The sequence below is a fragment of the Mediterraneibacter massiliensis genome, from assembly GCF_001487105.1.
GTDB classification, from domain to species: domain Bacteria; phylum Bacillota; class Clostridia; order Lachnospirales; family Lachnospiraceae; genus Mediterraneibacter; species Mediterraneibacter massiliensis.
Window position 1 is genome coordinate 1,534,934 of sequence record NZ_LN913001.1, and the last position, 23,450, is coordinate 1,558,383.

General features: G+C 43.1%; 25 protein-coding genes and 1 other RNA gene. 21 read left to right on the forward strand and 5 right to left on the reverse strand.

The window, feature by feature from the left end; all coding sequences use genetic code 11:
* From BN3282_RS11495 to rnpB, 11 genes are all read left to right on the forward strand, one after another.
* Positions 1-1,350, forward strand: coding sequence for a DUF512 domain-containing protein (locus BN3282_RS11495; RefSeq protein ID WP_059069321.1), 1,350 nt, complete (start codon positions 1-3; stop codon positions 1,348-1,350).
* A gap of 35 nt (positions 1,351-1,385) precedes the next feature.
* Complete coding sequence (gene der / locus BN3282_RS11500; protein WP_059069323.1) at positions 1,386-2,714, forward strand: ribosome biogenesis GTPase Der; 1,329 nt, start codon at positions 1,386-1,388, stop codon at positions 2,712-2,714.
* A gap of 3 nt (positions 2,715-2,717) precedes the next feature.
* A complete protein-coding gene (plsY, locus tag BN3282_RS11505; RefSeq protein ID WP_059069325.1) occupies positions 2,718-3,353 on the forward strand; it encodes a glycerol-3-phosphate 1-O-acyltransferase PlsY in 636 nt (211 codons plus the stop codon).
* A 4-nt stretch (positions 3,354-3,357) separates the two neighbouring features.
* The gene (locus tag BN3282_RS11510) at positions 3,358-4,371 is read left to right on the forward strand and encodes an NAD(P)H-dependent glycerol-3-phosphate dehydrogenase (RefSeq protein ID WP_059069327.1); all 1,014 of its coding nucleotides are present in this window, start codon (positions 3,358-3,360) and stop codon (positions 4,369-4,371) included.
* A gap of 87 nt (positions 4,372-4,458) precedes the next feature.
* Complete coding sequence (gene spoIVA / locus BN3282_RS11515; protein ID WP_059069329.1) at positions 4,459-5,931, forward strand: stage IV sporulation protein A; 1,473 nt, start codon at positions 4,459-4,461, stop codon at positions 5,929-5,931.
* A 92-nt stretch (positions 5,932-6,023) separates the two neighbouring features.
* A complete protein-coding gene (locus BN3282_RS11520) occupies positions 6,024-6,881 on the forward strand; it encodes a purine-nucleoside phosphorylase (RefSeq protein ID WP_059069331.1) in 858 nt (285 codons plus the stop codon).
* A complete protein-coding gene (locus tag BN3282_RS11525) occupies positions 6,862-8,142 on the forward strand; it encodes an amidohydrolase (RefSeq protein ID WP_059069333.1) in 1,281 nt (426 codons plus the stop codon). Before BN3282_RS11520 ends, BN3282_RS11525 begins: the two co-directional genes overlap by 20 nt.
* A 47-nt stretch (positions 8,143-8,189) precedes the next feature.
* Positions 8,190-8,654: a MogA/MoaB family molybdenum cofactor biosynthesis protein gene (locus BN3282_RS11530; protein WP_059070431.1), complete on the forward strand. Its 465-nt coding sequence runs from the start codon at positions 8,190-8,192 to the stop codon at positions 8,652-8,654.
* Positions 8,651-9,337: an MBL fold metallo-hydrolase gene (locus BN3282_RS11535; RefSeq protein ID WP_059069335.1), complete on the forward strand. Its 687-nt coding sequence runs from the start codon at positions 8,651-8,653 to the stop codon at positions 9,335-9,337. Before BN3282_RS11530 ends, BN3282_RS11535 begins: the two co-directional genes overlap by 4 nt.
* Before the next feature lie 46 nt (positions 9,338-9,383).
* Positions 9,384-9,863, forward strand: coding sequence for a ribonuclease HI (gene rnhA, locus BN3282_RS11540; protein ID WP_059069337.1), 480 nt, complete (start codon positions 9,384-9,386; stop codon positions 9,861-9,863).
* Positions 9,864-9,893: 30 nt separating this feature from the next.
* Positions 9,894-10,266, forward strand: an RNA gene (gene rnpB, locus BN3282_RS14480) — RNase P RNA component class A.
* A 184-nt stretch (positions 10,267-10,450) separates the two neighbouring features.
* On the opposite strand, the gene BN3282_RS11545 is transcribed toward rnpB, so the two are convergent.
* From BN3282_RS11545 to BN3282_RS11560, 4 genes are all read right to left on the reverse strand, one after another.
* The gene (locus BN3282_RS11545) at positions 10,451-10,888 is read right to left on the reverse strand and encodes an aspartate carbamoyltransferase regulatory subunit (protein WP_059069339.1); all 438 of its coding nucleotides are present in this window, start codon (positions 10,886-10,888) and stop codon (positions 10,451-10,453) included.
* A gap of 16 nt (positions 10,889-10,904) precedes the next feature.
* Positions 10,905-11,825 carry an aspartate carbamoyltransferase gene (gene pyrB / locus BN3282_RS11550; RefSeq protein ID WP_059069342.1) on the reverse strand — a complete coding sequence of 307 codons (921 nt, stop codon included), beginning with the start codon at positions 11,823-11,825 and terminating at the stop codon, positions 10,905-10,907.
* A gap of 46 nt (positions 11,826-11,871) precedes the next feature.
* Positions 11,872-12,408: a nitroreductase family protein gene (locus BN3282_RS11555; protein ID WP_059069344.1), complete on the reverse strand. Its 537-nt coding sequence runs from the start codon at positions 12,406-12,408 to the stop codon at positions 11,872-11,874.
* Positions 12,409-12,546: 138 nt separating this feature from the next.
* Positions 12,547-12,924 carry a putative ABC transporter permease gene (locus tag BN3282_RS11560; RefSeq protein WP_082667535.1) on the reverse strand — a complete coding sequence of 126 codons (378 nt, stop codon included), beginning with the start codon at positions 12,922-12,924 and terminating at the stop codon, positions 12,547-12,549.
* 84 nt (positions 12,925-13,008) lie between these two features.
* Between BN3282_RS11560 and pheA the strand changes: the two genes are divergently transcribed.
* From pheA to BN3282_RS11575, 3 genes are read left to right on the forward strand one after another with little or no spacing between them, the layout of a single operon-like run.
* A complete protein-coding gene (pheA, locus tag BN3282_RS11565) occupies positions 13,009-14,139 on the forward strand; it encodes a prephenate dehydratase (protein ID WP_059069347.1) in 1,131 nt (376 codons plus the stop codon).
* A 16-nt stretch (positions 14,140-14,155) separates the two neighbouring features.
* Positions 14,156-15,466 carry an ATP-binding protein gene (locus tag BN3282_RS11570; protein ID WP_059069349.1) on the forward strand — a complete coding sequence of 437 codons (1,311 nt, stop codon included), beginning with the start codon at positions 14,156-14,158 and terminating at the stop codon, positions 15,464-15,466.
* Between the two features lie 14 nt (positions 15,467-15,480).
* The gene (locus BN3282_RS11575; protein ID WP_059069351.1) at positions 15,481-16,305 is read left to right on the forward strand and encodes a DUF6612 family protein; all 825 of its coding nucleotides are present in this window, start codon (positions 15,481-15,483) and stop codon (positions 16,303-16,305) included.
* Positions 16,306-16,308: 3 nt separating this feature from the next.
* Here the strand turns inward: BN3282_RS11575 and BN3282_RS11580 are convergent, their stop codons facing one another.
* The gene (locus BN3282_RS11580; protein ID WP_059069353.1) at positions 16,309-18,045 is read right to left on the reverse strand and encodes an Rqc2 family fibronectin-binding protein; all 1,737 of its coding nucleotides are present in this window, start codon (positions 18,043-18,045) and stop codon (positions 16,309-16,311) included.
* 282 nt (positions 18,046-18,327) lie between these two features.
* Here BN3282_RS11580 and BN3282_RS11585 point away from each other — a divergent pair, with 282 nt between their 5' ends.
* From BN3282_RS11585 to BN3282_RS11615, 7 genes are all read left to right on the forward strand, one after another.
* Positions 18,328-19,206, forward strand: coding sequence for a YicC/YloC family endoribonuclease (locus BN3282_RS11585; RefSeq protein WP_059069355.1), 879 nt, complete (start codon positions 18,328-18,330; stop codon positions 19,204-19,206).
* A gap of 17 nt (positions 19,207-19,223) precedes the next feature.
* Complete coding sequence (gene gmk, locus BN3282_RS11590; protein WP_059069357.1) at positions 19,224-19,847, forward strand: guanylate kinase; 624 nt, start codon at positions 19,224-19,226, stop codon at positions 19,845-19,847.
* 25 nt (positions 19,848-19,872) lie between these two features.
* Positions 19,873-20,115: a DNA-directed RNA polymerase subunit omega gene (rpoZ, locus tag BN3282_RS11595; protein ID WP_059069359.1), complete on the forward strand. Its 243-nt coding sequence runs from the start codon at positions 19,873-19,875 to the stop codon at positions 20,113-20,115.
* Between the two features lie 57 nt (positions 20,116-20,172).
* Entirely contained in the window at positions 20,173-21,498 is a 1,326-nt protein-coding gene (gene rimO / locus BN3282_RS11600) for a 30S ribosomal protein S12 methylthiotransferase RimO (RefSeq protein ID WP_059069361.1), read from the forward strand.
* Complete coding sequence (gene pgsA, locus BN3282_RS11605) at positions 21,495-22,037, forward strand: CDP-diacylglycerol--glycerol-3-phosphate 3-phosphatidyltransferase (protein ID WP_059069363.1); 543 nt, start codon at positions 21,495-21,497, stop codon at positions 22,035-22,037. Before rimO ends, pgsA begins: the two co-directional genes overlap by 4 nt.
* Position 22,038: 1 nt before the next feature.
* Positions 22,039-22,518, forward strand: a complete 480-nt coding sequence (locus tag BN3282_RS11610; RefSeq protein WP_059069364.1) for a CinA family protein — start codon at positions 22,039-22,041, stop codon at positions 22,516-22,518.
* A 175-nt stretch (positions 22,519-22,693) separates the two neighbouring features.
* A complete protein-coding gene (locus BN3282_RS11615) occupies positions 22,694-23,386 on the forward strand; it encodes an iron-sulfur cluster assembly scaffold protein (protein ID WP_059069365.1) in 693 nt (230 codons plus the stop codon).
* The last annotated feature ends 64 nt before the right edge of the window (positions 23,387-23,450 follow it).

Sequence of the window (23,450 nt, forward strand, 5' to 3'; positions counted from 1 at the left end):
TTGAAAAAAGAAAAGCACGAACATAGAGTAAAAGCCGTACGTCCGGGCAGTATCGCCGAGGAGATGCAGATTGGATCAGGAGATAAACTGCTCGCAATAGATGGACAAGAGATCCGGGATGTATTTGATTATTATTTCCTGACAGGAGAAGAAAATATCGTTCTCTTGATCGAAAAGATGAATGGAGAACAATGGGAACTGGAAATTGAAAAGGAAGCAGACGAAGAACTGGGGATTGAGTTTGAGCAGGGGCTGATGGATGAATACCGATCCTGCAGAAATAAGTGTATGTTTTGTTTTATCGACCAGATGCCAAAAGGGATGAGGGAAACATTATATTTTAAAGATGATGATGCCAGACTTTCCTTTTTGCAGGGGAATTACATTACACTTACAAATATGAGTGAAGAAGATGTAGAGAGGATTGTCAGATACAGGTTGGGTCCGGTTAATATTTCATTTCATACGACGAATCCACAGCTGAGGTGTAAGATGCTGCACAACCGATTTGCCGGGGAGGCATTGAAAAAGGTCGATATACTTTGCAGAGGGGATATCGAGATGAACGGACAGATCGTACTGTGTAAAGGCATCAATGACGGGGCAGAATTAGAACGCACGATCCGGGATTTGACGGAATATATGCCGCAGCTTAAGAGTGTATCTGTCGTACCCGTAGGGCTCACGAAATACAGAGAGGGTCTGTATCCTTTGGAACCATTTCAAAAGGAGGATGCCAGACAGGTGCTGGAGCTCATTCACTGCTGGCAGAAAAAGCTATATGAGGAATACGGCACACACTTTATCCATGCAGGAGATGAATGGTATCTTCTTGCGGAAAAGGAATTACCGGAGGAAGAACGCTATGACGGCTATCCGCAGCTGGAAAACGGAGTGGGGATGGTCAGGCTTCTTCTAAATGAGTTTGACAAGGAGCTGGCATATATAGAAGGAGATGAAGAGACAGGGGAACTTTCTATCGCGACAGGAAAATTGATGGCGCCGTATCTGGAAGCAATGATGGAAAAAGTAAAGGAAAAATTTCCTAATAAAGATATCCATATTTATCCTATACGCAATGATTTCTTTGGGGAGCGCATCACGGTATCAGGTCTTATAACAGGTCAGGATCTGGTGGCGCAGCTAAAGGGAAAAAGGTTGGGAGAAAGGCTGCTTCTGCCCTGTAATATGCTGCGGGTGCAGGAAAATACCTTTTTAGATGATTTTACAGTAGAAGAAGTGGCTGATGCTTTACAAGTTCCGGTATATATTGTAAAATCAAGCGGACAGGATTTACTTGCCGCAGTACTCTGTAAGAACGAGGCTGCACAAGAAAGAGAGAACAGGTGAAGAGATAATTTGGATCAGGAAGGTAATAAATAATCATGAGTAAACCAGTAGTTGCGATTGTAGGCAGACCAAATGTAGGAAAATCTACATTATTTAATGCCCTGGCAGGGGAAATGATCTCTATTGTAAAAGATACTCCCGGTGTTACAAGAGACAGGATCTATGCAGACGTATCCTGGCTAGATTGGGAATTTACAATGATCGATACAGGAGGAATAGAACCGGACAGTAAGGATATCATCCTTTCACAGATGCGGGAGCAGGCACAGATCGCGATCGATACGGCGGATGTCATCATCTTTATTACAGATGTGAGACAGGGAGTTGTAGACGCAGATTCTAAAGTGGCAGATATGCTGCGCCGTTCAGGCAAGCCGGTACTTCTTTGTGTAAATAAAGTAGATAACTTTGAAAAATATATGCCAGATGTATATGAATTTTATAACCTTGGAATCGGAGATCCGATTCCGATCTCAGCAGCATCACGTCTGGGGATCGGCGATATGCTAGATGCAGTGGTTTCCCATTTTTTAGATGATGTGAAAGAAGAAACAGAAGATGATCGTCCGCGTATTGCGATCGTAGGAAAGCCAAATGTGGGGAAATCCTCTATTATCAATAAGCTTATAGGGGAAAACCGCGTGATCGTATCCGACATAGCAGGTACGACAAGAGATGCCGTGGACACAGAGGTCATACATGACGGACAGGAGTACGTTTTTATAGATACTGCCGGGCTGCGCCGTAAGAATAAGATCAAAGAAGAATTAGAAAGATATAGTATCATACGGACTGTGACCGCTGTGGAGCGAGCAGATGTGGTCCTTGTGGTGATCGACGCTTCAGAAGGAGTGACCGAGCAGGATGCAAAAATTGCCGGAATCGCACATGAAAGAGGAAAGGGGATCATCATAGTTGTCAATAAGTGGGACGCTATCGAGAAAAATGACAGAACAATGCGGGAATTTGAGGCTCGTGTCAGACAGACATTATCTTATCTGTCCTATGCAGAAATCTTGTATGTGTCTGCCAAAACAGGACAGCGTCTGCATAAACTTTTTGATACGATCGATATGGTGATACAGAATCAGACCCTTAGGATCGCTACAGGAGTATTAAATGAGATCATGACAGAAGCAGTGGCAATGCAGCAGCCGCCTTCAGACAAAGGAAAACGTCTAAAATTGTACTATATTACACAGGTTTCCGTAAAACCGCCTACTTTTGTTATTTTTGTAAATGATAAGGAACTGATGCATTTTTCTTATACAAGGTATCTGGAAAATAAAATTCGAGAGGCCTTTGGTTTCAGAGGTACTTCCTTAAAATTTTTTATCAGAGAAAGAAAGGAAAAGGAGCAGTAGAGAATGGAGCGGTTAATTTGTCTTGTGATCGGATACCTGTGCGGACTTTTGCAGACAGGATATTTAGTAGGAAAAATGAACCATATCGACATCCGGCAGAAAGGAAGTGGAAACGCCGGCTCTACCAACGCCCTGCGGGTTCTGGGGTGGAAAGCAGGGCTTATGACTTTTGCAGGGGATGTACTAAAATGTGTGATAGCAATCTTGCTCGTGCGTTATCTATACAGAGGAAGCGAGTGCCTTCCACTTTTGGCAATGTATGCAGGGGTTGGAGCAACGTTGGGGCACAATTTTCCTTTTTATTTAAAATTTAAAGGTGGAAAAGGAATCGCTGTGCTGGCAGGACTTGTCATTTCTACGAAAGTTTGGATGGCTTTGATCCCACTGGCAGCATTTTTGATCGCCGTGCTTTTCACAAGATACATATCTCTAGGTTCCCTTCTGGCATCGTCCATGTTTTTTTTAGAGGTTGTAGTCTGCGGACAACTGGGATGCTTTGACATGGAAGCCATGTATTTGTATGAATTGTATATACTTGTGTTTGCGCTGATGGTTCTCGCCTGGTACAGGCATAAGGATAATATCAAAAGACTGCTGGCAGGGACAGAGAATAAATTTGGTTCAAAGAAAAAGGAGTAAAAAGATGGCAAATGTAGGAATTCTTGGAGCAGGAAGCTGGGGGACAGCCTTATCGGTACTTTTAAGTGACAATGGACATCAGGTTACTGTTTGGTCTATTGATAAAGAAGAAGTAAAGATGCTGCAGCAAGAGCGGGAACATAAAGCAAAGCTGCCAGGTGTCAAGCTTCCGGAAAGCATGCGCATTACAAATAGTCTGGAAGAAGGGATCATTGGCAAAGATTTTCTCGTCCTTGCCGTGCCTTCGCCTTTTACGCGGGCAACTGCAAAGAAGATGTGCCCATATGTCAAAGAAGGTCAGATCATCGTAGATGTAGCAAAAGGAATTGAAGAAACTACATTGTTGACTTTGTCCCGGCAGATTGAACAGGAAATACCGCAGGCGGATGTCGCTGTATTGTCAGGACCCAGCCATGCGGAGGAAGTAGGGAGAAAGCTCCCGACGACCTGTGTGATCGGCGCAAAGTCAAAGCAGACAGCGCTGTATTTACAGTCTATGTTTATCAGCAGGGTATTCCGGGTATATATAAGTCCGGATATTTTAGGAATTGAACTAGGTGGATCACTGAAAAATGTCATTGCTCTTGCGGCCGGCATTGCGGACGGGCTGGGATACGGAGACAATACAAAGGCGGCTTTGATCACAAGAGGAATTGCAGAGATTGCAAGACTGGGTGTCAGGATGGGCGGTAAGATAGAAAGTTTCACTGGTCTGACCGGAATAGGAGATCTCATTGTGACCTGTGCCAGTGTACACAGCAGAAACAGAAAGGCAGGATATTTGATCGGGCAGGGAAGAACTATGCAGGAGGCATGTGAGGAAGTTAAGATGGTCGTGGAAGGCGTCTATTCCGCAAAAGCGGCAAAAAAACTGGCGGAACGATACGAAGTGTCCATGCCGATCGTAGAGCAGGTCAATGCTGTGTTGTTTGAAGGAAAAGATCCTGCACAGGCAGTAGATGAATTGATGCAGAGAGCATCAAAGAGCGAACATGAAGAATTACCCTGGGAAGAATAAAGAAAGAATTTTGTAAAGAATAAAAAAGCAGAATAAATACCCCCTTGTAAGCATAGATTGTTATCAGCAGAATAAGGGGGTATTTTTATGGATTCATTTCAAGTATACAAAGATATGAAAGCACGGACAAACGGAGAAATCTATATTGGGGTAGTAGGGCCGGTAAGGACAGGAAAATCTACCTTTATTAAAAGGTTTATGGATCTTTTGGTGCTCCCCAATATGACGGATGAACACGCAAAGGAAAGAACACAGGATGAACTGCCGCAGTCAGCTTCCGGTGCGACGATCATGACGACAGAACCTAAGTTTGTGCCTAAAGAGGCGGCCACCGTAGATCTTTCGGAAGACGTACAAGTGAAGATCCGTCTTATAGACTGTGTGGGATATATGGTAGAGGGAGCGTCGGGACATACTGAAAAAGGTGAAGAACGTCAGGTTAAGACACCTTGGTTTGAGTATGAGATCCCGTTTACTAAGGCGGCGGCGATCGGCACTCAAAAGGTGATCCATGACCATGCGACGATAGGAGTCGTGGTGACTACGGATGGCAGTATTGGGGAGATTCCCAGAGAAAATTATATAGACGCAGAAGAACAGACAGTCCGGGAATTGAAAAGTATTGGGAAGCCTTTTGTTATTTTGCTGAATTGTTTAAAGCCCTATACCCAGGAAGCAAAGGAGTTAAAAGAAGAATTAAGCCAGAAGTATGGAGTTACAGTTGTACCGGTAAATTGTGAACAGCTAAAAGCAGAGGATATTCATGATATCATGCAGCAGGTGCTCTATGAATTTCCAATCTCGGAAGTAGAATTTTTTATCCCTAAATGGGTAGAGATGCTCTCCAGAGAACATAAGATCAAGAAAGATGTCTTGGAAAATGCGCAGGCATTTATGCAAGGTATGAAGGATATACGAAGTGCTCTTAGCCAGCCGGAACTTAAGGAGAGTGCATACATAGAGAAAGCCGCGATAGAGAAAGTAGAAATGGATACAGGCTGTATCCGCATACGGATTGATTTCAAACAACAATACTATTATGAAGTGCTGAGTGAACTGACAGGTGCCCAGATCAAAGGAGAATATGAATTGATCGCGGCGATGAAAGAACTTTCAGCGATGAAGGAAGAATATACGCAGATCAAAGATGCGTTTGCAGATGTGAAGCGGAAGGGATATGGGGTCGTAAGCCCGAAAAAGGAAGATATTATATTGGATGAACCGGTTATTATAAAACAGGGAAGTAAGTACGGTGTAAAGATTCATTCAGAAGCGCCCTCTATTCATATGATCCGTGCAGTCATAGAGACGGAGATCGCACCGATCGTCGGCAATGAAAAACAAGCCGAAGATCTGGTCGAATATATTAAAACGGAGAGTGAGACACCACAAGGAATATGGGGAACAAATATTTTTGGTAAGTCGATCGAAGAACTTGTTATGGACGGGATGAGAAACAAAATCACGATGATCAACGAGGAAAGTCAAGTGAAATTACAAGATTCCATGCAGAAGATCGTCAATGACAGCAATGGAGGGCTTGTGTGTATCATCATATGAGGTGTCCAGGAAAAGGAAAACAAAAACTTTTATGGTGAAAATGATCATTATGTAGTACAATACTTATAAGCTGAAAAAAGGAGTGAAAGCACATGAGCAGACAATATAAACGGATAAAACGTTGCTATGAATACTGTAGGTCAGTGACAGATTTTAAACCGGAAGTGGGGCTGATACTCGGTTCCGGACTTGGCGGATATGCAAAAAATATGAAAGTAGAATGCGAGATACCATATGGAGATATCCCGGAGTTCCCAGTTTCTACAGTGCAGGGACATGACGGAAGATTCCTTTTGGGCTACATAGGAGATACTCCGGCTATGGTGATGAAAGGCAGAGTACATTATTATGAAGGGTATTCCATGGAGGAAGTTGTCTTGCCTGTACGCCTGATGAAGATGATGGGCATAAAAGCTTTATTTCTGACAAATGCCGCAGGCGGGATCAATCAGAACTTTTCAGTCGGCGATTTCATGATGATAACAGATCAGATATCTAGCTTTGTACCGTCTCCCTTGATTGGAGCAAATATAGAAGAATTAGGCGAGCGTTTCCCGGATATGACACAGATTTATGATAAAGAATTACAGGAAGTGATCGCAAGGACAGCAAAAGAAGAAAAGATTCCACTTCAAAAAGGAGTGTATGTACAGACGAGCGGCCCTAATTTTGAGAGTCCGGCGGAAATCAAAATGTATGCTGCCGTTGGTGCGGATGCTGTGGGAATGAGTACTGCATGCGAGGCGCTGGCGGCACGGCATGCAGGTATATGTGTGTGCGGCATATCCTGCATATCCAATATGGCGAGCGGGATTTCGACAGAAGAATTGCGTCATCTGGATGTACAGGCAGTGGCGGATAAGCGTGCGGAGGAATTTGAACGACTCGTGACAAAGACTATTATAAAGCTGCATGAGGGAGAAAATGAAGATGAACACAAGAATTTATAATGTGCAGATTTTGACGATGGAGGAAGGCAGGAAGAGGATAGTCGGAGAAGTCTGGATAGAAGACGATAGAATCGTTTATGTAGGACAGCCTAGGAACGAAGAAAACAGAAAATGGGATCTGGAGATCGATGGGGAGCAGAATCTATTGATGCCGGGATTCAAAAATGCACATACACATTCTGCGATGACTTTTTTAAGATCGCATGCAGATGATATGAAGCTGGATGACTGGCTACATAAGAAGGTTTTTCCGGCGGAGGCGTGCCTTACGGGGGAAGATGTATACTGGCTTACTAAACTGGCGATTCTGGAATATCTGACAAGCGGGATAACCGCCATGTTCGATATGTACATGTACCGGGCAGACGGTGCACGTGCAGCGCAGGATGCAGGTTTTCGAAATGTATTCTGCGAAAGCATTAATGATTTTGGCGGGACAATAGAGCAGGTGGAAGCAGACTATCTGACATATAATCAGGACAAGTCCAAGCTCATCTCTTATCAGTTAGGTTTTCACGCAGAGTATACGACCTCCAGGGAGAAGATGGAAGGAATCGCAGCCCTTGCCGCTAAGTATAAAGCGCCTGTTTATGTTCATTGTTCGGAGACAAAGCAGGAAGTCGAGGACTGTAAAAACAGAACGGGGATGACCCCTCCTGTTTATATGGATTCTTTAGGCTTGTTCCAGTACGGTGGCGGACTTTTTCATGGCGTGCATATGGAAGATGCGGATTTTGATGTTGTAAAAAACAGAGGGCTCTATATCGTGACCAATCCGGCATCTAATTTAAAGCTGGCAAGCGGTATTGCCCCGATCAAAAAGTATCTTGATATGCAGATTCCTATTGCTATCGGGACAGACGGACCGGCAAGCAACAATTGCCTGGATATGTTCCGGGAGATGTTTTTGGTAACGGGGCTGCAGAAAGTTGTCTGCGAGGATCCAGAGGCGGTGCCTGCGTTGGAAGTGCTTAAAATGGCGACTGTAAATGGAGCACATGCTATGGGGCTGACGGAATGTGATACACTGGAAGTCGGGAAAAAGGCAGATATGATCTTGATCGATCTAAAACAGCCGAACATGCAGCCTATGCAGCATATCGAGAAAAATTTGGTATACAGCGGCAGCAAGCAGAATGTAAAGATGACAATGATCGCGGGAAAAGTACTGTATCGAGACGGAGAGTTTTATCTGGACTCATCGAGGGATGAAATATACAGAGAGGCAGAAAAGACGGTCAGACGGATCTTGGGAGAGTGAAGACAGACAAACGGGGAGAACAAAAGTATAGAAAGGGGTACAAAAAGATGAAAGCAGCAATATTTATAGTGGATACAGGTATGTATAAAGCAAAGGCAGAAAGTGCGTCAGCAGCAGCGATGAAGAGAATGCTTGTTCAGGTGGGGTTTGAAGTAAAAGCAGTGGGAGCCCTTCCACAGGAAAAAGCGTTAGTGTCATCTGTCCTGCGCAAGCTTGCGGACACAGGAGCCGTAGATCTGATACTGACAACGGGAGCCTGCGGATACAGGGCTTCAGATTGTGCGCCGGATGCCCTGGCAGAGGCTGCGGACAGGCTGCTCCCCGGAATACCGGAAGCGGTACGGGCATATATGATCCGATATTCCAAAAAAGCGCTGTTAGATCGCAGTGCTGCCGGCATCAGAAAAAAGACGCTGATCGTGAACCTTCCGGACAGTGCAAAAGCAGCAAAAGAAGGATTGGAATATATCCTTCCGGAATTGGTGCAGATAGTGGAGACAATGAAGATATGATGAAAGTACTATATTTAGCACACAGTGGTTTTCTTGTTGAAATGGAAACAGCGTATTTCCTGTTTGATTATTATAAAGGGGAGCTTCCGAAGATCGATACGAAAAAGGAGTTCTATGTATTTGCAAGCCATGCGCATTACGATCATTTTCAGAAAGAGATTTTTATACTGCAGGAAACGATTCCGAAGATCCAGTATATTCTTTCTGCCGATATACAGGTAAATGAGAAAGGCAACATTCTCTTTGTAAATCCGGGAGAGCAAAGAAGGATAGGAAGACTTAGGATAGAGACACTGCGTTCTACAGATGAAGGGGTGGCTTTTCTGCTCCATTATGCGGGGAAAACGATCTATCATGCAGGGGATTTAAACTGGTGGCATTGGGAAGGAGAAACCCAGAAGTATAACACACAGATGAGAAGATCTTATCAGCAGGAGATTAATAAACTGCAGAAAGAGAAAATAGATGTTGCCTTTGTACCAGTGGATCCCAGACTAGGAGAACAGTATTGTTTAGGATTGGACTGCTTTATGAAAAGAACAGATACAAAAGTGGTATTCCCGATGCATTTTTGGGAAAAGTATGATATTTTTCACAGGCTGTCTCTTGAGCAGTGCACAAAGGAGTATTTGGATAAGATCCAGATTATAGAAAAAGAAGGACAGATATTTTCTTTAGAATAGAGAATGAACTGTAGAATGAATCAGTGAAAAGAAAGGAATAAAGCGTATGCTTGTGAAAATATATACAGATGGCGCTGCACGGGGGAACCCAGATGGACCGGGGGGATATGGAACCGTATTGGAGTATGTAGATACAAAAGGAGAATTGCATATAAAAGAGTTATCGCAGGGGTATGTCCGCACGACCAATAACCGGATGGAACTGATGGCGGTGATCGCCGGACTGGAGGCACTGAACCGTGCGTGTGAAGTGGAGGTATATTCGGATTCAAAATATGTGGTAGATGCTTTTAATCAGCACTGGGTGGACAGTTGGCTGAAAAAGGGCTGGAAACGAGGAAAAAATGAACCGGTAAAAAATATAGATCTGTGGAAGAGGCTGCTGTCTGCTAAGGAGAAGCATCAGGTGCGTTTTTGCTGGGTAAAGGGGCATGACGGACATCCACAGAATGAACGCTGTGATACACTGGCGACGACAGCGGCGGACGGAACAGCATTGATCGTGGATGAAGGGGTAGACATGTAGAGGAAGTTATAGTATAATTTGAAATTGTGTTAAGTAAGACAGACAATCGCGGCTGACTGCGCAGGCAGCAGACGAGGAAAGTCCGGGCTTCATAGGGCAGGATGCCGGATAACGTCCGGTGGAGGTGACTCCAAGGAAAGTGCAACAGAAATAAACCGCCAGTGAGCGTTTTCAGGGTATACCTGGGAACTGTCAGCTGGTAAGGGTGGAAAGGCAGTGTAAGAGACTACCGCCTTGCTGGTAACAGGAAGGGCATATGTAAACCCCATCCGAAGCAAGACTAGACAGAAGCGATGTGGCGGCCCGTCACGCTTCAGGTAAGTCGCTTGAGCCCCGCGGCGACGCTGGGCCTAGATAGATGATTGTCCAACGACATAACCCGGCTTATCGTCTTGCTTAATATACAGTTATCACACAATCATTCTTTCGAATACTTCCGTAGTGTTAGCTCAATTCCGCTTACGCTTTATTTCGTTATTGGCTATCGCCGAATGAAAAAGAACAGCTCACACCCTGTTTACATGCAAGTATGATACAGGGCATGAGCTGTTCTTTTCGCACTGCTTGTTGCTTCGTTAAATATATAATTACAAACTATATTTTTCTTCGCAGTATTTACAACGGTATGTCTGTTTTTCTTCATCTGTCAGGACGAAAACATGATCTAGGCCTTGTTCAATGGAAGTGATGCATCTCGGGTTTTTACAGCGGATGACATTGGTGATCTCTTTTGGAAGATGAAGTTCTTTTTTAGACACGATCTCTTCATTCTCAATGATGTTTACTGTGATGTTATGATCGATGAATCCAAGTATATCCAGATCCATGAAGTCAATGGGGCATTCGATCTTCATAATATCCTTTTTTCCCATTTTTGTGCTTTTTGCATTTTTAATGATCGCGACACAACAGTCTAATTTATCCAAATGCAAATATTTGTAGATTTCCATACTTTTGCCGGCCTCAATATGGTCGAGTACAAAACCTTCAGAAATACGTCCTACATTTAAAGTATTTTTAACCATAATTATCTCCTTTACGTTAGTCTACATGAATATCAAGCAGAGTGAGGATCAAAGCCATGCGCACATAAACGCCGTACTGCACCTGCTTAAAATATGCTGCTCTGGGATCGTCATCCACTTCAACGCTTATTTCATTGACACGCGGAAGCGGATGGAGAACATACATGTCAGAAGGAGCCAGGCGCATTTTCTTTTGATCCAATATATAGAAATCTTTCATGCGAACATAATCTTCTTCGTTGAAAAAGCGCTCTCTTTGGACTCGTGTCATATATAAAATATCAAGTTCAGGCATAGCTTCTTCCAGACGGACAACCTCTTTATAAGGAATGTTCAGTTTATCCAATACATCGTGACGCATATATCCAGGCAGGCGCAACTCTTCTGGTGAAATAAGAATAAAACGGATGCCGGGATAGCGCACAAGAGCATGGATGAGAGAATGAACGGTACGTCCGAATTTTAAGTCGCCGCACAGACCGATGGTCATGTTGTCAAGCCGTCCTTTGACGTTTAAGATTGTCAAGAGGTCAGTCAGGGTCTGCGTAGGATGCTGATGTCCGCCGTCCCCGGCATTGATGACTGGGATCGAGGAATGTTGGCTGGCTACCATCGGGGCACCTTCTTTAGGATGACGCATAGCACATATATCTGCATAGCAGGAAATTGTGCGGATCGTATCAGACACACTTTCCCCTTTCGCGGCAGAACTGGAGTCAGCAGAAGAAAAACCCATGATACTGCCGCCTAAGTTCAGCATAGCCGCCTCGTGGCTCAAACGAGTACGTGTACTCGGTTCATAAAACAGTGTGGCAAGTTTCTTTCCGGCGCAGGCATGTGCGTATTTTTCAGGATGTTTTTCAATATCCTGTGCCAGATTCAACAGTTTGTCCAGTTCTTCCACAGAAAAATCCAATGGACTCATTAAATGTCTCATAAATAAAATATCCTCCTATTTTTTGCCGGTAACAGCCGGTAGTTTTTTATCTGTATGTACGCAAGTCTTCCAGGGATCTGCGTTGAGGAGCTTCAGGTTCTATGGCTGGATATCCGACTGCGATCAGAGCAGCCAGCTCCTGTTCTTTAGGAATGTCAAGAAGGCTTGCAATCCCATCTTCATCGAAAATTCCCATGATCACAGTTCCCAGACCCTGTTCTTTTGCGGCGAGACAGAAGGACTGCGCGCATATACCCGCGTCGAACATCTGCCAGCGGTCTCCTTTTTGGGTAGAAAAAGAACCATCTCGTTCATAACCACAACGCCCTTTTATAAAAGTCAGTGCGACCAGCATAGGGACCTGGCTGATGATCTTAGAATTATATGCAGGCACATACTGATCAGCAATCTGCTTTAAAATAGAAGTGTCTTCAATTAAAATATAACGGGTGATTTGGGTATTTTTCCAAGAAGGGGAATAAGAAACAGTTGAAATAATAGAATCCATAATAGAATGATCGATCCGATCCGGTTTGTATCTGCGGATACTTCTTCGAGTTTTAATACATTCCGTGATATTCATATATGTAACCTCCCTGTCTGAAAACACAAGTCTTAGAAGAAAGACCTGCGGGAAAATTTCCTTCCTCTAATAATATACTATCTATAAAAGATTTTCAACTGGAAATTTTCAAGCTTCAGAACAGGGGATTTACAAGATCTAGGACAGGAATTTCTCGAAAATAAGACCGGCTCCAAACCAAAGCGGGGCATAGTCGAAGCGTATCACGCCGTTTACATTAAAACGAGAGTCTGTGTAATCCCAGGGACAGGCGTGATGCTTTTTTAAGATCATACCGGTCGTATACTCGCCGGCGAAAATACAGCAGGCATATATACTTCCGCGCAGGAGGGGATTTCTCCCTTTTAACAGACGACAGACAGGCGCTAAAAGACATGCCATGCCATAGATTGGGAACATCCAGATAGAAGTATGCGCCGTAAGGGTATGCTCTTTGTTTTGCAGGGAATGAAGCCCTGTAAAAAGGATTTCCATGCACCATCCAAGGGTGCCGCATAAGATAAATTTATTCTTCATAAGAAAAAGTATGAGTTAGAAACGTAGATTTTATGCCTGAAATGTATTATAATGTGATTTAGTTTTTGAAAAAGGAGAAAAAGGATGGCAACACTTGAGGAATTAAGAGATCAATTAGATAAGATAGACAATGAGATCGTTCAATTATATGAAAAACGGATGCAGGTCTGCAGTGAAGTCGGGGAATTTAAGATCCAGACTGGACGAAAGGTATTTGACCGTACAAGGGAGAAAAATAAACTAACAGATGTGGCGTCCAAAGTATCCGGGGAATTTAATAAAAAAGGGATCCAGGAGCTGTATCAACAGCTTATGTCCATGAGCAGAAAACTGCAGTATCAGCAGCTTGTTTCGGCAGGGGCACTTGGAAGATTGCCGTTTATTCAGGTGGATTCCCTTGAAAAAGATTCTGCCAGAGTTGTTTTTCAAGGGGTGGAAGGAGCCTATGGGCAGGCAGCAATGCAGAAATATTTTGGGAAAAACGTAAATAGTTTTCATGTGCGGACATTTCGTGATGCAATGGAGGCGATAGAGGAAGGTGCCGCAGACTATGCAGTGTTACCTATTGAGAATTCTTCCGCGGGAGCAGTAAACGAGATGTATGATCTGTTGGATGAATTTGAAAATTATATTGTGGCAGAGACGGTCATCCCCATTACCAATACTCTTGCAGGAGTGCCGGGCGCTTCTCTTACAGATATAAAGAGAGTATATTCTAAGGCAGAGGCTTTGATGCAGACTTCCAGATTTCTGGATAAACATGCAGACTGGCAGCAGATCAGTGTGGTCAATACGGCGATCGCAGCGAAAAAGATATTGGAGGATCGGGATAAAACACAGGCGGCTGTATGCAGCGCATATGCGGCTAAGATATACGGTCTGTCATCTTTGATAGAGGAAATAAATAACGAACCAAATAATTCGACGCGTTTTATCGTGGTCACAAATCAGAAAATATTCTTAAAAGAAGCGAATAAGATCAGTATTTGTTTTGAATTGCCCCATGAAAGCGGGTCGCTGTATACGATTCTTTCTCATTTTATATATAACGATTTAAATATGACAAAGATCGAATCTCGTCCTATGGAAGGGAGAAACTGGGAATACCGTTTTTTTGTTGATTTTGAGGGAAATATGGCAGAACCGGCTGTGAAGAACGCGATCCGGGGACTCAGAGAGGAAGCAAGAAATCTAAAAATTTTGGGGAATTATTAACAGGTGAGGAAGAACAATGAGAACAAACGAACTAATGCTGTACAAGCATATGGATTATGAAAAAGTCTTAAAAGATATGACTTTTTTAATGGAGAATTATCATAACAGTTATTATAATATAGAGGATCTGCGAGGGCTTCTTTTTGACTGCATGAATGAAATCTTAGAAATTTCTACAAGTCATGGATTTGAGGGTAACTTATGGCATACATATCTTACTTTTCTGCTGGCAAATGATGAGAATGCCTACAGCACTTCATGCGAAATTGTCGGTAAAGTTAAGGGCAGTATCAATACGATCGCGGAACATGACTTCGCTATTTTTAAAGAATTATTTGATTATGATTTTCAGCCCATGGAGAATGCGCTGAAGGCAGAGTGCCTGTCAGTATTGTTTTCTTATCAAAATGGAAATAACGGAGGCAAGATTTTTAACCGCCGTATCCGGGACAGGATCTGCGACCTTAGCCGATCTCTTGGAAAAGCAGAGTCAATAGAAGCATTTCAGGATAAACTGACGGAGTTTTACAAAGAATTCGGTGTAGGAAAATTAGGACTTCACAAGGCGTTTCGGATAGAACATGAAGAAGGAGAAAAGCCATCGATCGTTCCGATTACGAATATTGCACATGTACATCTGGACAATCTGGTCGGTTATGAGATTGCCAAGAAAAAGCTGATCGATAATACGAAAGCGTTTGTGGAGGGGCGCCGCGCAAATAATTGTCTCCTCTACGGCGATGCGGGGACTGGGAAATCTTCTTCTATCAAAGCAATTTTAAATCAATATTATGATCAGGGACTGCGCATGATCGAAGTTTATAAACATCAGTTTCAAGACTTAAACGATGTGATCGCGCAGATTAAAAACAGAAATTATAAATTTATCATCTATATGGATGATCTGTCTTTTGAAGAATTTGAAATCGAATACAAATACCTGAAGGCTGTGATCGAAGGCGGATTGGAGCGAAAACCGGAAAATGTCTTGATCTATGCCACCTCGAACCGCAGGCATCTTGTAAGAGAGACTTTCAGAGATAAAGCAGACAGAGATGAAGAACTTCACACGAATGATACAGTACAGGAAAAGCTGTCTTTAGTGGCAAGGTTTGGCGTAACGATTTATTTTGGTTCTCCGGATAAAAAAGAATTTCAGAAGATCGTAAAAGAACTGGCGAAGACAAATAATATCACTATGGCGGAGGAAAAGCTTCTTCTAGAAGCGAATAAGTGGGAATTATCCCATGGAGGAATGACAGGCAGGACAGCCCAGCAGTTTATTGATTATCTGCTTGGACAGGAACAAGAAACTGTCAGAAATTAGAAAAGAGAGAGTATATGAAGCAAAATAGAAAGAAAAAACACATTGCTTCAGTCCTTTGTATGATCGTTTTATTATGCACAGGAGTGACAGTCCTGACAGGCTGCAGGCAGGAAACATCGAAAAAGCTGGTAGACAGCGCGGCAAAAAACATGGAGAAAGAGGAATCTTTTGCAAATACGGTGAAGCTGGATATAGGAGTGGAAACTGTAGTAGACAGCAGGGGGATATCCATGGAGATGGATATGGAGTCCACTGCCCGTCCAAAAGCAGGACATGCAAAGGGAACCGCAAAAGTGCATGTAAAAGGCGCGGAGGTTGCCAGCGATATAGAAATTTATCAGGTGACAGAAGGAGAAAAACACGTAACATACAGCAGTATTTATGGAGAGTGGATGAAAGAAGAAGCAGATACTTCTGCGCAGATTGGAGTCAATGAAAGTTTTTTTCAGTCTGCAAAAGAACACATGGAAGAATTTCATCTGTCTGGAGAGACTGTGGAGGTGGAGGGACAAGAGTGCTATCAGATGTATGGAAATATTCCATGCAAAGAATTGACAGATTTTTTGGGGAAAGAAATGATCTATGCGTTTGGACTTTTGGAACTGCCGGACATGGAAACAATAGAAAATATGGAAATTCCTGTGACTTTTGATGTATATAAAAAAGAAATGCTTCCGGCAAGGATGATCGTAGACATGAAAGAAGCGGTGGATGGTCTGTATGACTCCTATGGGCAGGGGGAAAATGTAAAAGATTTTACGATTGAACTTGTCTTCAGAAAGTATGGAGAAATCGAAAAAATACAGGTGCCTGTGGAAGTGAAAGAAGCGGCGGAGTAAATGTTACTCCGCCCTTTTAATGTTTCGTATGTCGCTGTCGATTACGAGGGAATAATTTGTGTAATAGACAACGAAGCCGGGTTTTCCGCCTTTGGGTTTCTTCACATGTTTTTTCTCAACATAGTCGATCTCTACTTTTTCTCCGCCTTTCATACTGGAATAATAAGCGGCGAGACGGCCTGCGTCCTCAAAAGTAGAATCTGGCAGTTCCTGTCCTTCTGATTTGACGATCACATGGGAACCGGGCGCGTTCTTTGTATGGAACCACCAGTCATTTCCAACGGCAAAGTCAAAGGTCAGCCAGTCGTTTTGCAGATTGTTTTTTCCCACATACATGTGAAAACCATCGGAGGATATATAGTGGAGCGGCAGATTTTTGATCTTTACTTTTTTCTTTGTAAATTTACGACGCATATAACCGGAACGGATCAATTCTTCTTTGATCTCAGCTAAATCTTCTTCAGTCAGGGCAATATCCAGTGCAGTCTGGATAGACTCTAGATATAAAATCTCCTCTTTTGTTTCCTTAAGCAAGTGAGAGAGCGCTTCAAAGGTGCGTTTCTGTTTGTTATATTTATCAAAATAGTGTTGTGCGTTTTCAGCGGGCGTTTTTTGAGTGTCGAGAGGAATGGATACCATTTTATTCGTATAGTAATTTAGGGCATCCAATTTTTCCGCGCCTTCTTTCAGACCGTATCCATATGTGTGGATGAGTTCTCCGTATACTTTGTATTTATCACGGTTTTGCGTATCTTTCAATTGCTTGAGCTGCAAGTCATATTTTTTGCGGTTCCTTTCCAGAGCAGTCTGCACGATATGGCGCAGATCGGCAGATTTCTGGCGTATACGGGTACGTGTATTGCGCAGAGCGTAGTAGGTTTCTAATACAGCAGAAACAGAGGAAAACTCTTTTCGGTTTAAGGCAGAAAAATGTGTCAGCGGCAGTGCGGAGAATTCCTTTGGCTCTTCCCCGTCGTAATAGATCGCGGGAGTGAAACTCTTATTTTTTACATCAGAAAAATAAATGGAAAACTGGGTGTATAAATGATGCAGGATGTCTGTAGAAAGATCCTTGGCAGGAAGTCTGGAATCTACGCCGGATAAAAAAGCAATCTCTTCTGCTGTTACGGGGCTGATGCCTGTAAAACTAGTATATATTGCTTTGGAAAGAGGCATAGGCTTTTCTGCCAGCAGACAGATAAATTCCTTTTCTGCTATATGCAAAGGATCTGCTTTTTGCATTGTATCGGGAATGAAATAGGTCCTTCCGGGCAGAACTTCACGGACAGAACTCATCTGGGCAGGAACGTGCTTGATACTGTCGATGATCCTGCCGTCTCCGTCACAAAAAATGATATTGCTGTGTTTTCCCATGATCTCTACGATCAGATCTTTTCGGCACAGATCGCCTAATTCGTCTAAGTGCTCGATTGTGAAACAGATGATACGCTCCAGATTGGGCTGTCGTATATCTACAATTCTGCCTCCGTTTATATGCTTTCTCAAGAGCATACAGAAGTTGGGCGCTGTCATGGGACTTGTTTTTGTTGTTTCAGTAAGATAGATCAATGGAAGGGAGGCGCTTGCAGAGATATAAAGCCGTTTTTGCCCTGCAACAGATTTTATCGTCAGAAGCAGTTCATCGGTTTCCGGCTGTGCTATCTTCGCGATCCTTCCATTAAGTAATTCTGTTTTTAATTCGTGGACAAGGTTTGCCACGACGATTCCATCAAAAGCCATATAGTATCCTCAATTCATATAGTATTAGACAATGCCGGGCCTCATAAGAGTTACAGGCTGCCTTTTGGGTTAAGGTTTCATATTATACCTACAAATGATACCATAAGAAATTTGGATTTTCATCAGAAAAGCATAAAATTTATCTGTGTACAGCCATATTTTTTGAAAATACTAAAAAAGATTTTTAGAAGGTTGACCGTATCCTATTACAGGGGGTATAATATCGTAAGTGTAGAAAGGGGTTTTACGCAAATTTAAAATAGGAAAACAGAGGATATATATATGATAAAAAGCATGACTGGTTATGGAAGATGTGAGATACAAAAAGACTCCAGAAAATATACGGTAGAATTAAAAAGCGTGAATCATCGCTATCTGGATGTCAATATCCGTATGCCTAAGAAACTGAACTTTTTTGAGACGGCTATCCGGAATCTGCTGAAGCAGTATGCGAACCGGGGAAAAGTAGATATATTTATTTCTTATGAAAATCTGTCAGAAGGAGAAGGCGCTTTAAAGTATAACCAGGCTCTTGCGGGTGAATACTTGAAGTATTTAAAACAGATGGAGACAGATTTTTCTCTGGAAAATGATATAAAGGTATCTGCATTGTCGCGGTATCCAGAAGTATTGACTTTGGAAGAACAGTGTGAAGATGAAGAGGAATTGTGGGAAGGCTTAAAAGAGGCGCTTACCGGTGCTTTTGCACAGTTGGTGGAGACAAGAGAGGCAGAAGGACGTCATTTAAAAGAAGATATATTGGAAAAACTGGTCGGTATGGAGAGCCTCCTCTCATCTGTTGAGGAAAGGTCGCCTGAGATTGTGTCAGAATATCGCGAAAAATTGGAAAATAAAGTCAAAGAACTTCTTGCCGATACACAGATAGAGGAAAGCCGGATCGCGGCAGAAGTTGTTTTATTTGCGGATAAGATCTGTACGGATGAAGAAGTAGTCAGATTAAGAAGCCATGTTTCACACATGAAAAATACACTGGAGGAAAAAGAGGGGATCGGCAGAAAGTTAGATTTCCTTGCACAGGAGATGAACCGTGAGGCAAACACGATCTTGTCGAAGGCAAATGATCTGGAAGTATCTAATTATGCGATCGGATTAAAGACAGAGATTGAGAAGATCAGAGAGCAGATACAAAATATAGAATAGATAAGTTGGAGAAAGATATGAGAAAAAGAGGAATTTTGATCGTTGTTTCTGGATTTTCCGGTTCTGGAAAAGGGACACTTATGAAGGAATTGCTTTCAAATTACAGTGAAACCTATGCGCTGTCTGTGTCTGCAACGACCCGTAAACCAAGAGCGGGCGAACAGGAGGGCAGAGAATATTTCTTCAAAACAAAAGATGAATTTGAAAAAATGATTGCGAAAGAAGAACTGATAGAGTATGCTAAGTATGTGGAAAATTATTACGGTACACCAAGAGCATACGTAGAAAAAATGTTGGACGCCGGAAAAGACGTGATCTTGGAGATAGAGATCCAGGGCGCTCTGAAGGTGAAAGAAAAGTTCCCGGACACATTGCTTTTATTTGTTACACCTCCGTCTATAGAAGAATTGAAACGACGTCTGATCGGCAGAGGAACAGAATCTATGGAGATTATAGAATCTCGTATGAAGCGTGCCGCACAGGAAGCGGAAAAAATGGAGTGTTATGATTATTTGATCATCAATGACAACTTAAGAGCATGTGCCGAGAAGATGCACTCTATCATACAGGGAGAGCATTTGCGCAGTGACCGTAACATGGAATTTATACAGGAAATTAAAGCTGAATTGAATGAAATTTGAGAAGAAGTAAGAAAGGAGACAAAATATGCTGCACCCATCTTATACAGATTTGATGAAAGTGGTAAATAAAGATGTTGAAGAAGGAGAGACAAAGATCGTAAACAGCCGTTACTCGATCGTCCTTGCGACATCAAAACGGGCAAGACAACTGATAGACGGAGAGCTTCCGCTTGTTCATGCAAAAGACGGAGAAAAACCGCTTTCCATAGCAATTGAAGAACTGAATGAAGGAAAGTTGAAGATTATCGCTGAAAATGCAGAAGAATAAAAAGAAAGGGCAGATGCACATGTGGTATCTGTCCTTTCCACTATGAAGGAGAAGAAGATGAAGCTGTTATTTATTTCTCTTGGCTGCGATAAAAATCTAGTAGATACAGAGGTTATGCTTGGACTTTTGCATGAAAAAGGGTACCAGATGACCGATGATGAGACAGAGGCGGATGTGATCGTGGTCAATACCTGCTGCTTTATCCATGACGCGAAGGAAGAAAGCATCCAGAATATTTTGGATATGGCAAGGTACAAAAAAGAAGGTAGATTAAAGGCGCTGATCGTGACAGGATGTTTGGCGCAGAGATATCGTCAGGAAATCTTAGAAGAGATACCTGAAGTAGATGTGGTACTCGGTGTTACTGCATATGATAAAATATTAGAGGCTGTGGAGGAGGCTCTGCAAGGGAAAAGTGAGCTGATCCTAGAAGATAAAGACGCATTGCCTCTGGTCGACACAAAGCGTTTGGTTACTACAGGCGGACATTTTGCTTATTTGAAGATCGCGGAAGGGTGTGATAAACACTGTACTTACTGCATCATTCCTAAAATACGCGGTAATTTCAGGAGTATCCCGATGGAACGTCTGATAAGAGAGGCAGAATATCTGGCAGAGCAAGGAGTGAGGGAACTCATTTTAGTGGCGCAGGAGACGACACTTTACGGAAAAGATCTGTATGGGCAGAAAACGCTTCCTTTGCTTTTAAAGAAATTATGTGAGATCAAGGGGATACGGTGGATACGTCTGTTATATTGTTACCCGGAGGAAATCACGGATGAGTTGATCCAGGTGATCAAGAAAGAAAAGAAGATCTGTCACTATTTGGATCTGCCTATACAGCATGCCAGTGATGCGGTGCTAAAGCGCATGGGAAGAAGAACCACAAAGGCAGAACTCAAAGAAATCATTGGAAAACTTCGTAAAGAGATCCCGGATATTTGTCTGCGCACAACGCTGATCACAGGCTTTCCGGGGGAGACAGAAGAACAGCATGAAGAACTGATGGAGTTTGTGGATGAGATGGAATTCGACAGATTGGGAGTCTTTACGTATTCTGCCGAAGAAGATACACCTGCTGCTTCTATGCCAGATCAGATTCCAGAGGAGATCAAGGAAGAAAGGCAGGCACAGCTGATGGAGCTGCAGCAGGAAATTGCTTTTGAAAATGAAGAAGCGATGATAGGAAAAGAAGTGCTGGTCATGATAGAAGGCAAAGTAGCAGATGAAAATGCCTATGTGGGACGTACATATCGGGACGCTCCGAATGTGGACGGTCTGATCTTTATTAACACAGAGGAGATAATGCTCTCCGGAGACTTTGCGAAAGTGAAGGTGACAGGCGCTGTAGAGTATGATTTGATAGGAGGATTAGTAGAATGAATCTACCAAATAAATTAACAGTATTGAGAGTGATCATGGTTCCTTTTTTTGTGTTTTTTATGCTGACGGACGTAGGGGGAGATGCAAATAAATGGATTGCTCTTGTGCTTTTTGCCATCGCCAGTCTTACGGATATGTTGGATGGGAAGATTGCGAGAAAGTATAATCTGGTGACAAATTTCGGAAAATTTATGGATCCGCTTGCGGATAAGCTGCTTGTGTGTTCCGCTATGATCTGTCTGATCCCACAGAAAAAACTATCTGCTTGGATTGTTATTGTGATCATTGCAAGAGAATTTATCATCAGTGGTTTTCGCCTGGTGGCGTCCGACAATGGGATTGTGATCGCTGCAAGTTACTGGGGAAAATTTAAAACGGTATTTCAGATGATGATGATCATTGTCTTGATCGCAGATTTCGGCGGCGTATTTGACGTGATCGGGGAAGTTCTTATCTGGGCAGCATTAGCGCTGACGGTGATCTCCTTGATTGATTATATTGTGAAAAATAAACAGGTATTGACCCAGGGAGGAATGTAAAGTGCAGCTGGAAGAACGCGTAGTAGAAGTACTTGCACGGCGGCATATGACGGTGACTGCGGCAGAGTCTTGTACCGGAGGACTTATCGCAGGGACATTGGTCAATGCGGCAGGCGCGTCAGAAGTTTTAAACGAAGGGTATGTGACGTATTCTAATGAGGCAAAAGAGCGTCTGGTAGGAGTTCGGCATGACACATTAGCTGTCTATGGCGCCGTGAGCGCACAGACAGCAGAAGAAATGGCATGCGGAGCGGCAAAGGCGGCAGGTGCAGATGCGGCGCTGAGCGCAACAGGGATCGCAGGGCCGGGAGGCGGGAGTAAAGAAAAGCCAGTAGGGCTCGTCTATATAGGCTGTTTCGTAAATGGCGAAACAGCAGTGAAGGAGTGTCATTTCAAAGGGGATCGTATGGAAAACCGAAAAAGAACGGTGCAGGCTGCCTTGGAAATGCTGCTTGAAATGTTAGAGAAAGTGCCTGGATAGAGGGCAAACTTGTATAAAGTACCGATTGACGAATGTCGAAAATTGTGCGAAAATACCTTTATATGGTGCAGGGCTGACCTTTCGCGACAGAAGGCGTAAGGTCGTCCGTTTTTGCGCGGAAAATGCAACGTACCGTATAGGTAGAAAAGTATACATATTTGAAAGGAGTTTTAACATGATTTATTCACATGAAGTAGAAATGATGTGTCCGGTGGCTCAAGGTGCTAATCACGGACCAGCTCCGATTCCGGAAGAAGCAAAATGGGTACAGGCAAAGGAAATCAAAGATATTTCCGGTCTGACACATGGTGTCGGCTGGTGTGCTCCGCAGCAGGGAACATGTAAACTGACTCTGAATGTAAAAGACGGTATCATCCAGGAAGCTCTGGTAGAGACGATTGGATGTTCTGGAATGACACATTCTGCTGCTATGGCATCTGAGATCCTTCCGGGAAAAACTATTTTAGAGGCGTTGAATACAGACCTTGTCTGTGATGCGATCAATACAGCAATGAGAGAATTGTTTTTACAGATCGTATACGGAAGAACACAGAGTGCATTCTCGGAGGATGGACTTCCGATAGGTGCCGGCTTGGAAGACCTCGGAAAAGGACTGCGTTCTCAGGTGGGAACAATGTATGGAACATTGGCAAAAGGTCCTCGTTACCTGGAAATGGCAGAGGGATATGTAACAGGTATTGCACTGGATGATAAAGATGAGATCATCGGATACCAGTTCGTAAGCCTTGGAAAATTCACTGATTTTATTAAAGCAGGCGATACACCGAACGATGCATGGGAGAAAGCAAAGGGACAGTATGGCCGTGTAGATGACGCAGTGAAGATCATTGATCCGCGTAAAGAGTAATTACATACAGGCAGTATCAATAAAAATGACAGCGTCGTTATGCAAACCTGTACAAGAGTTTGCT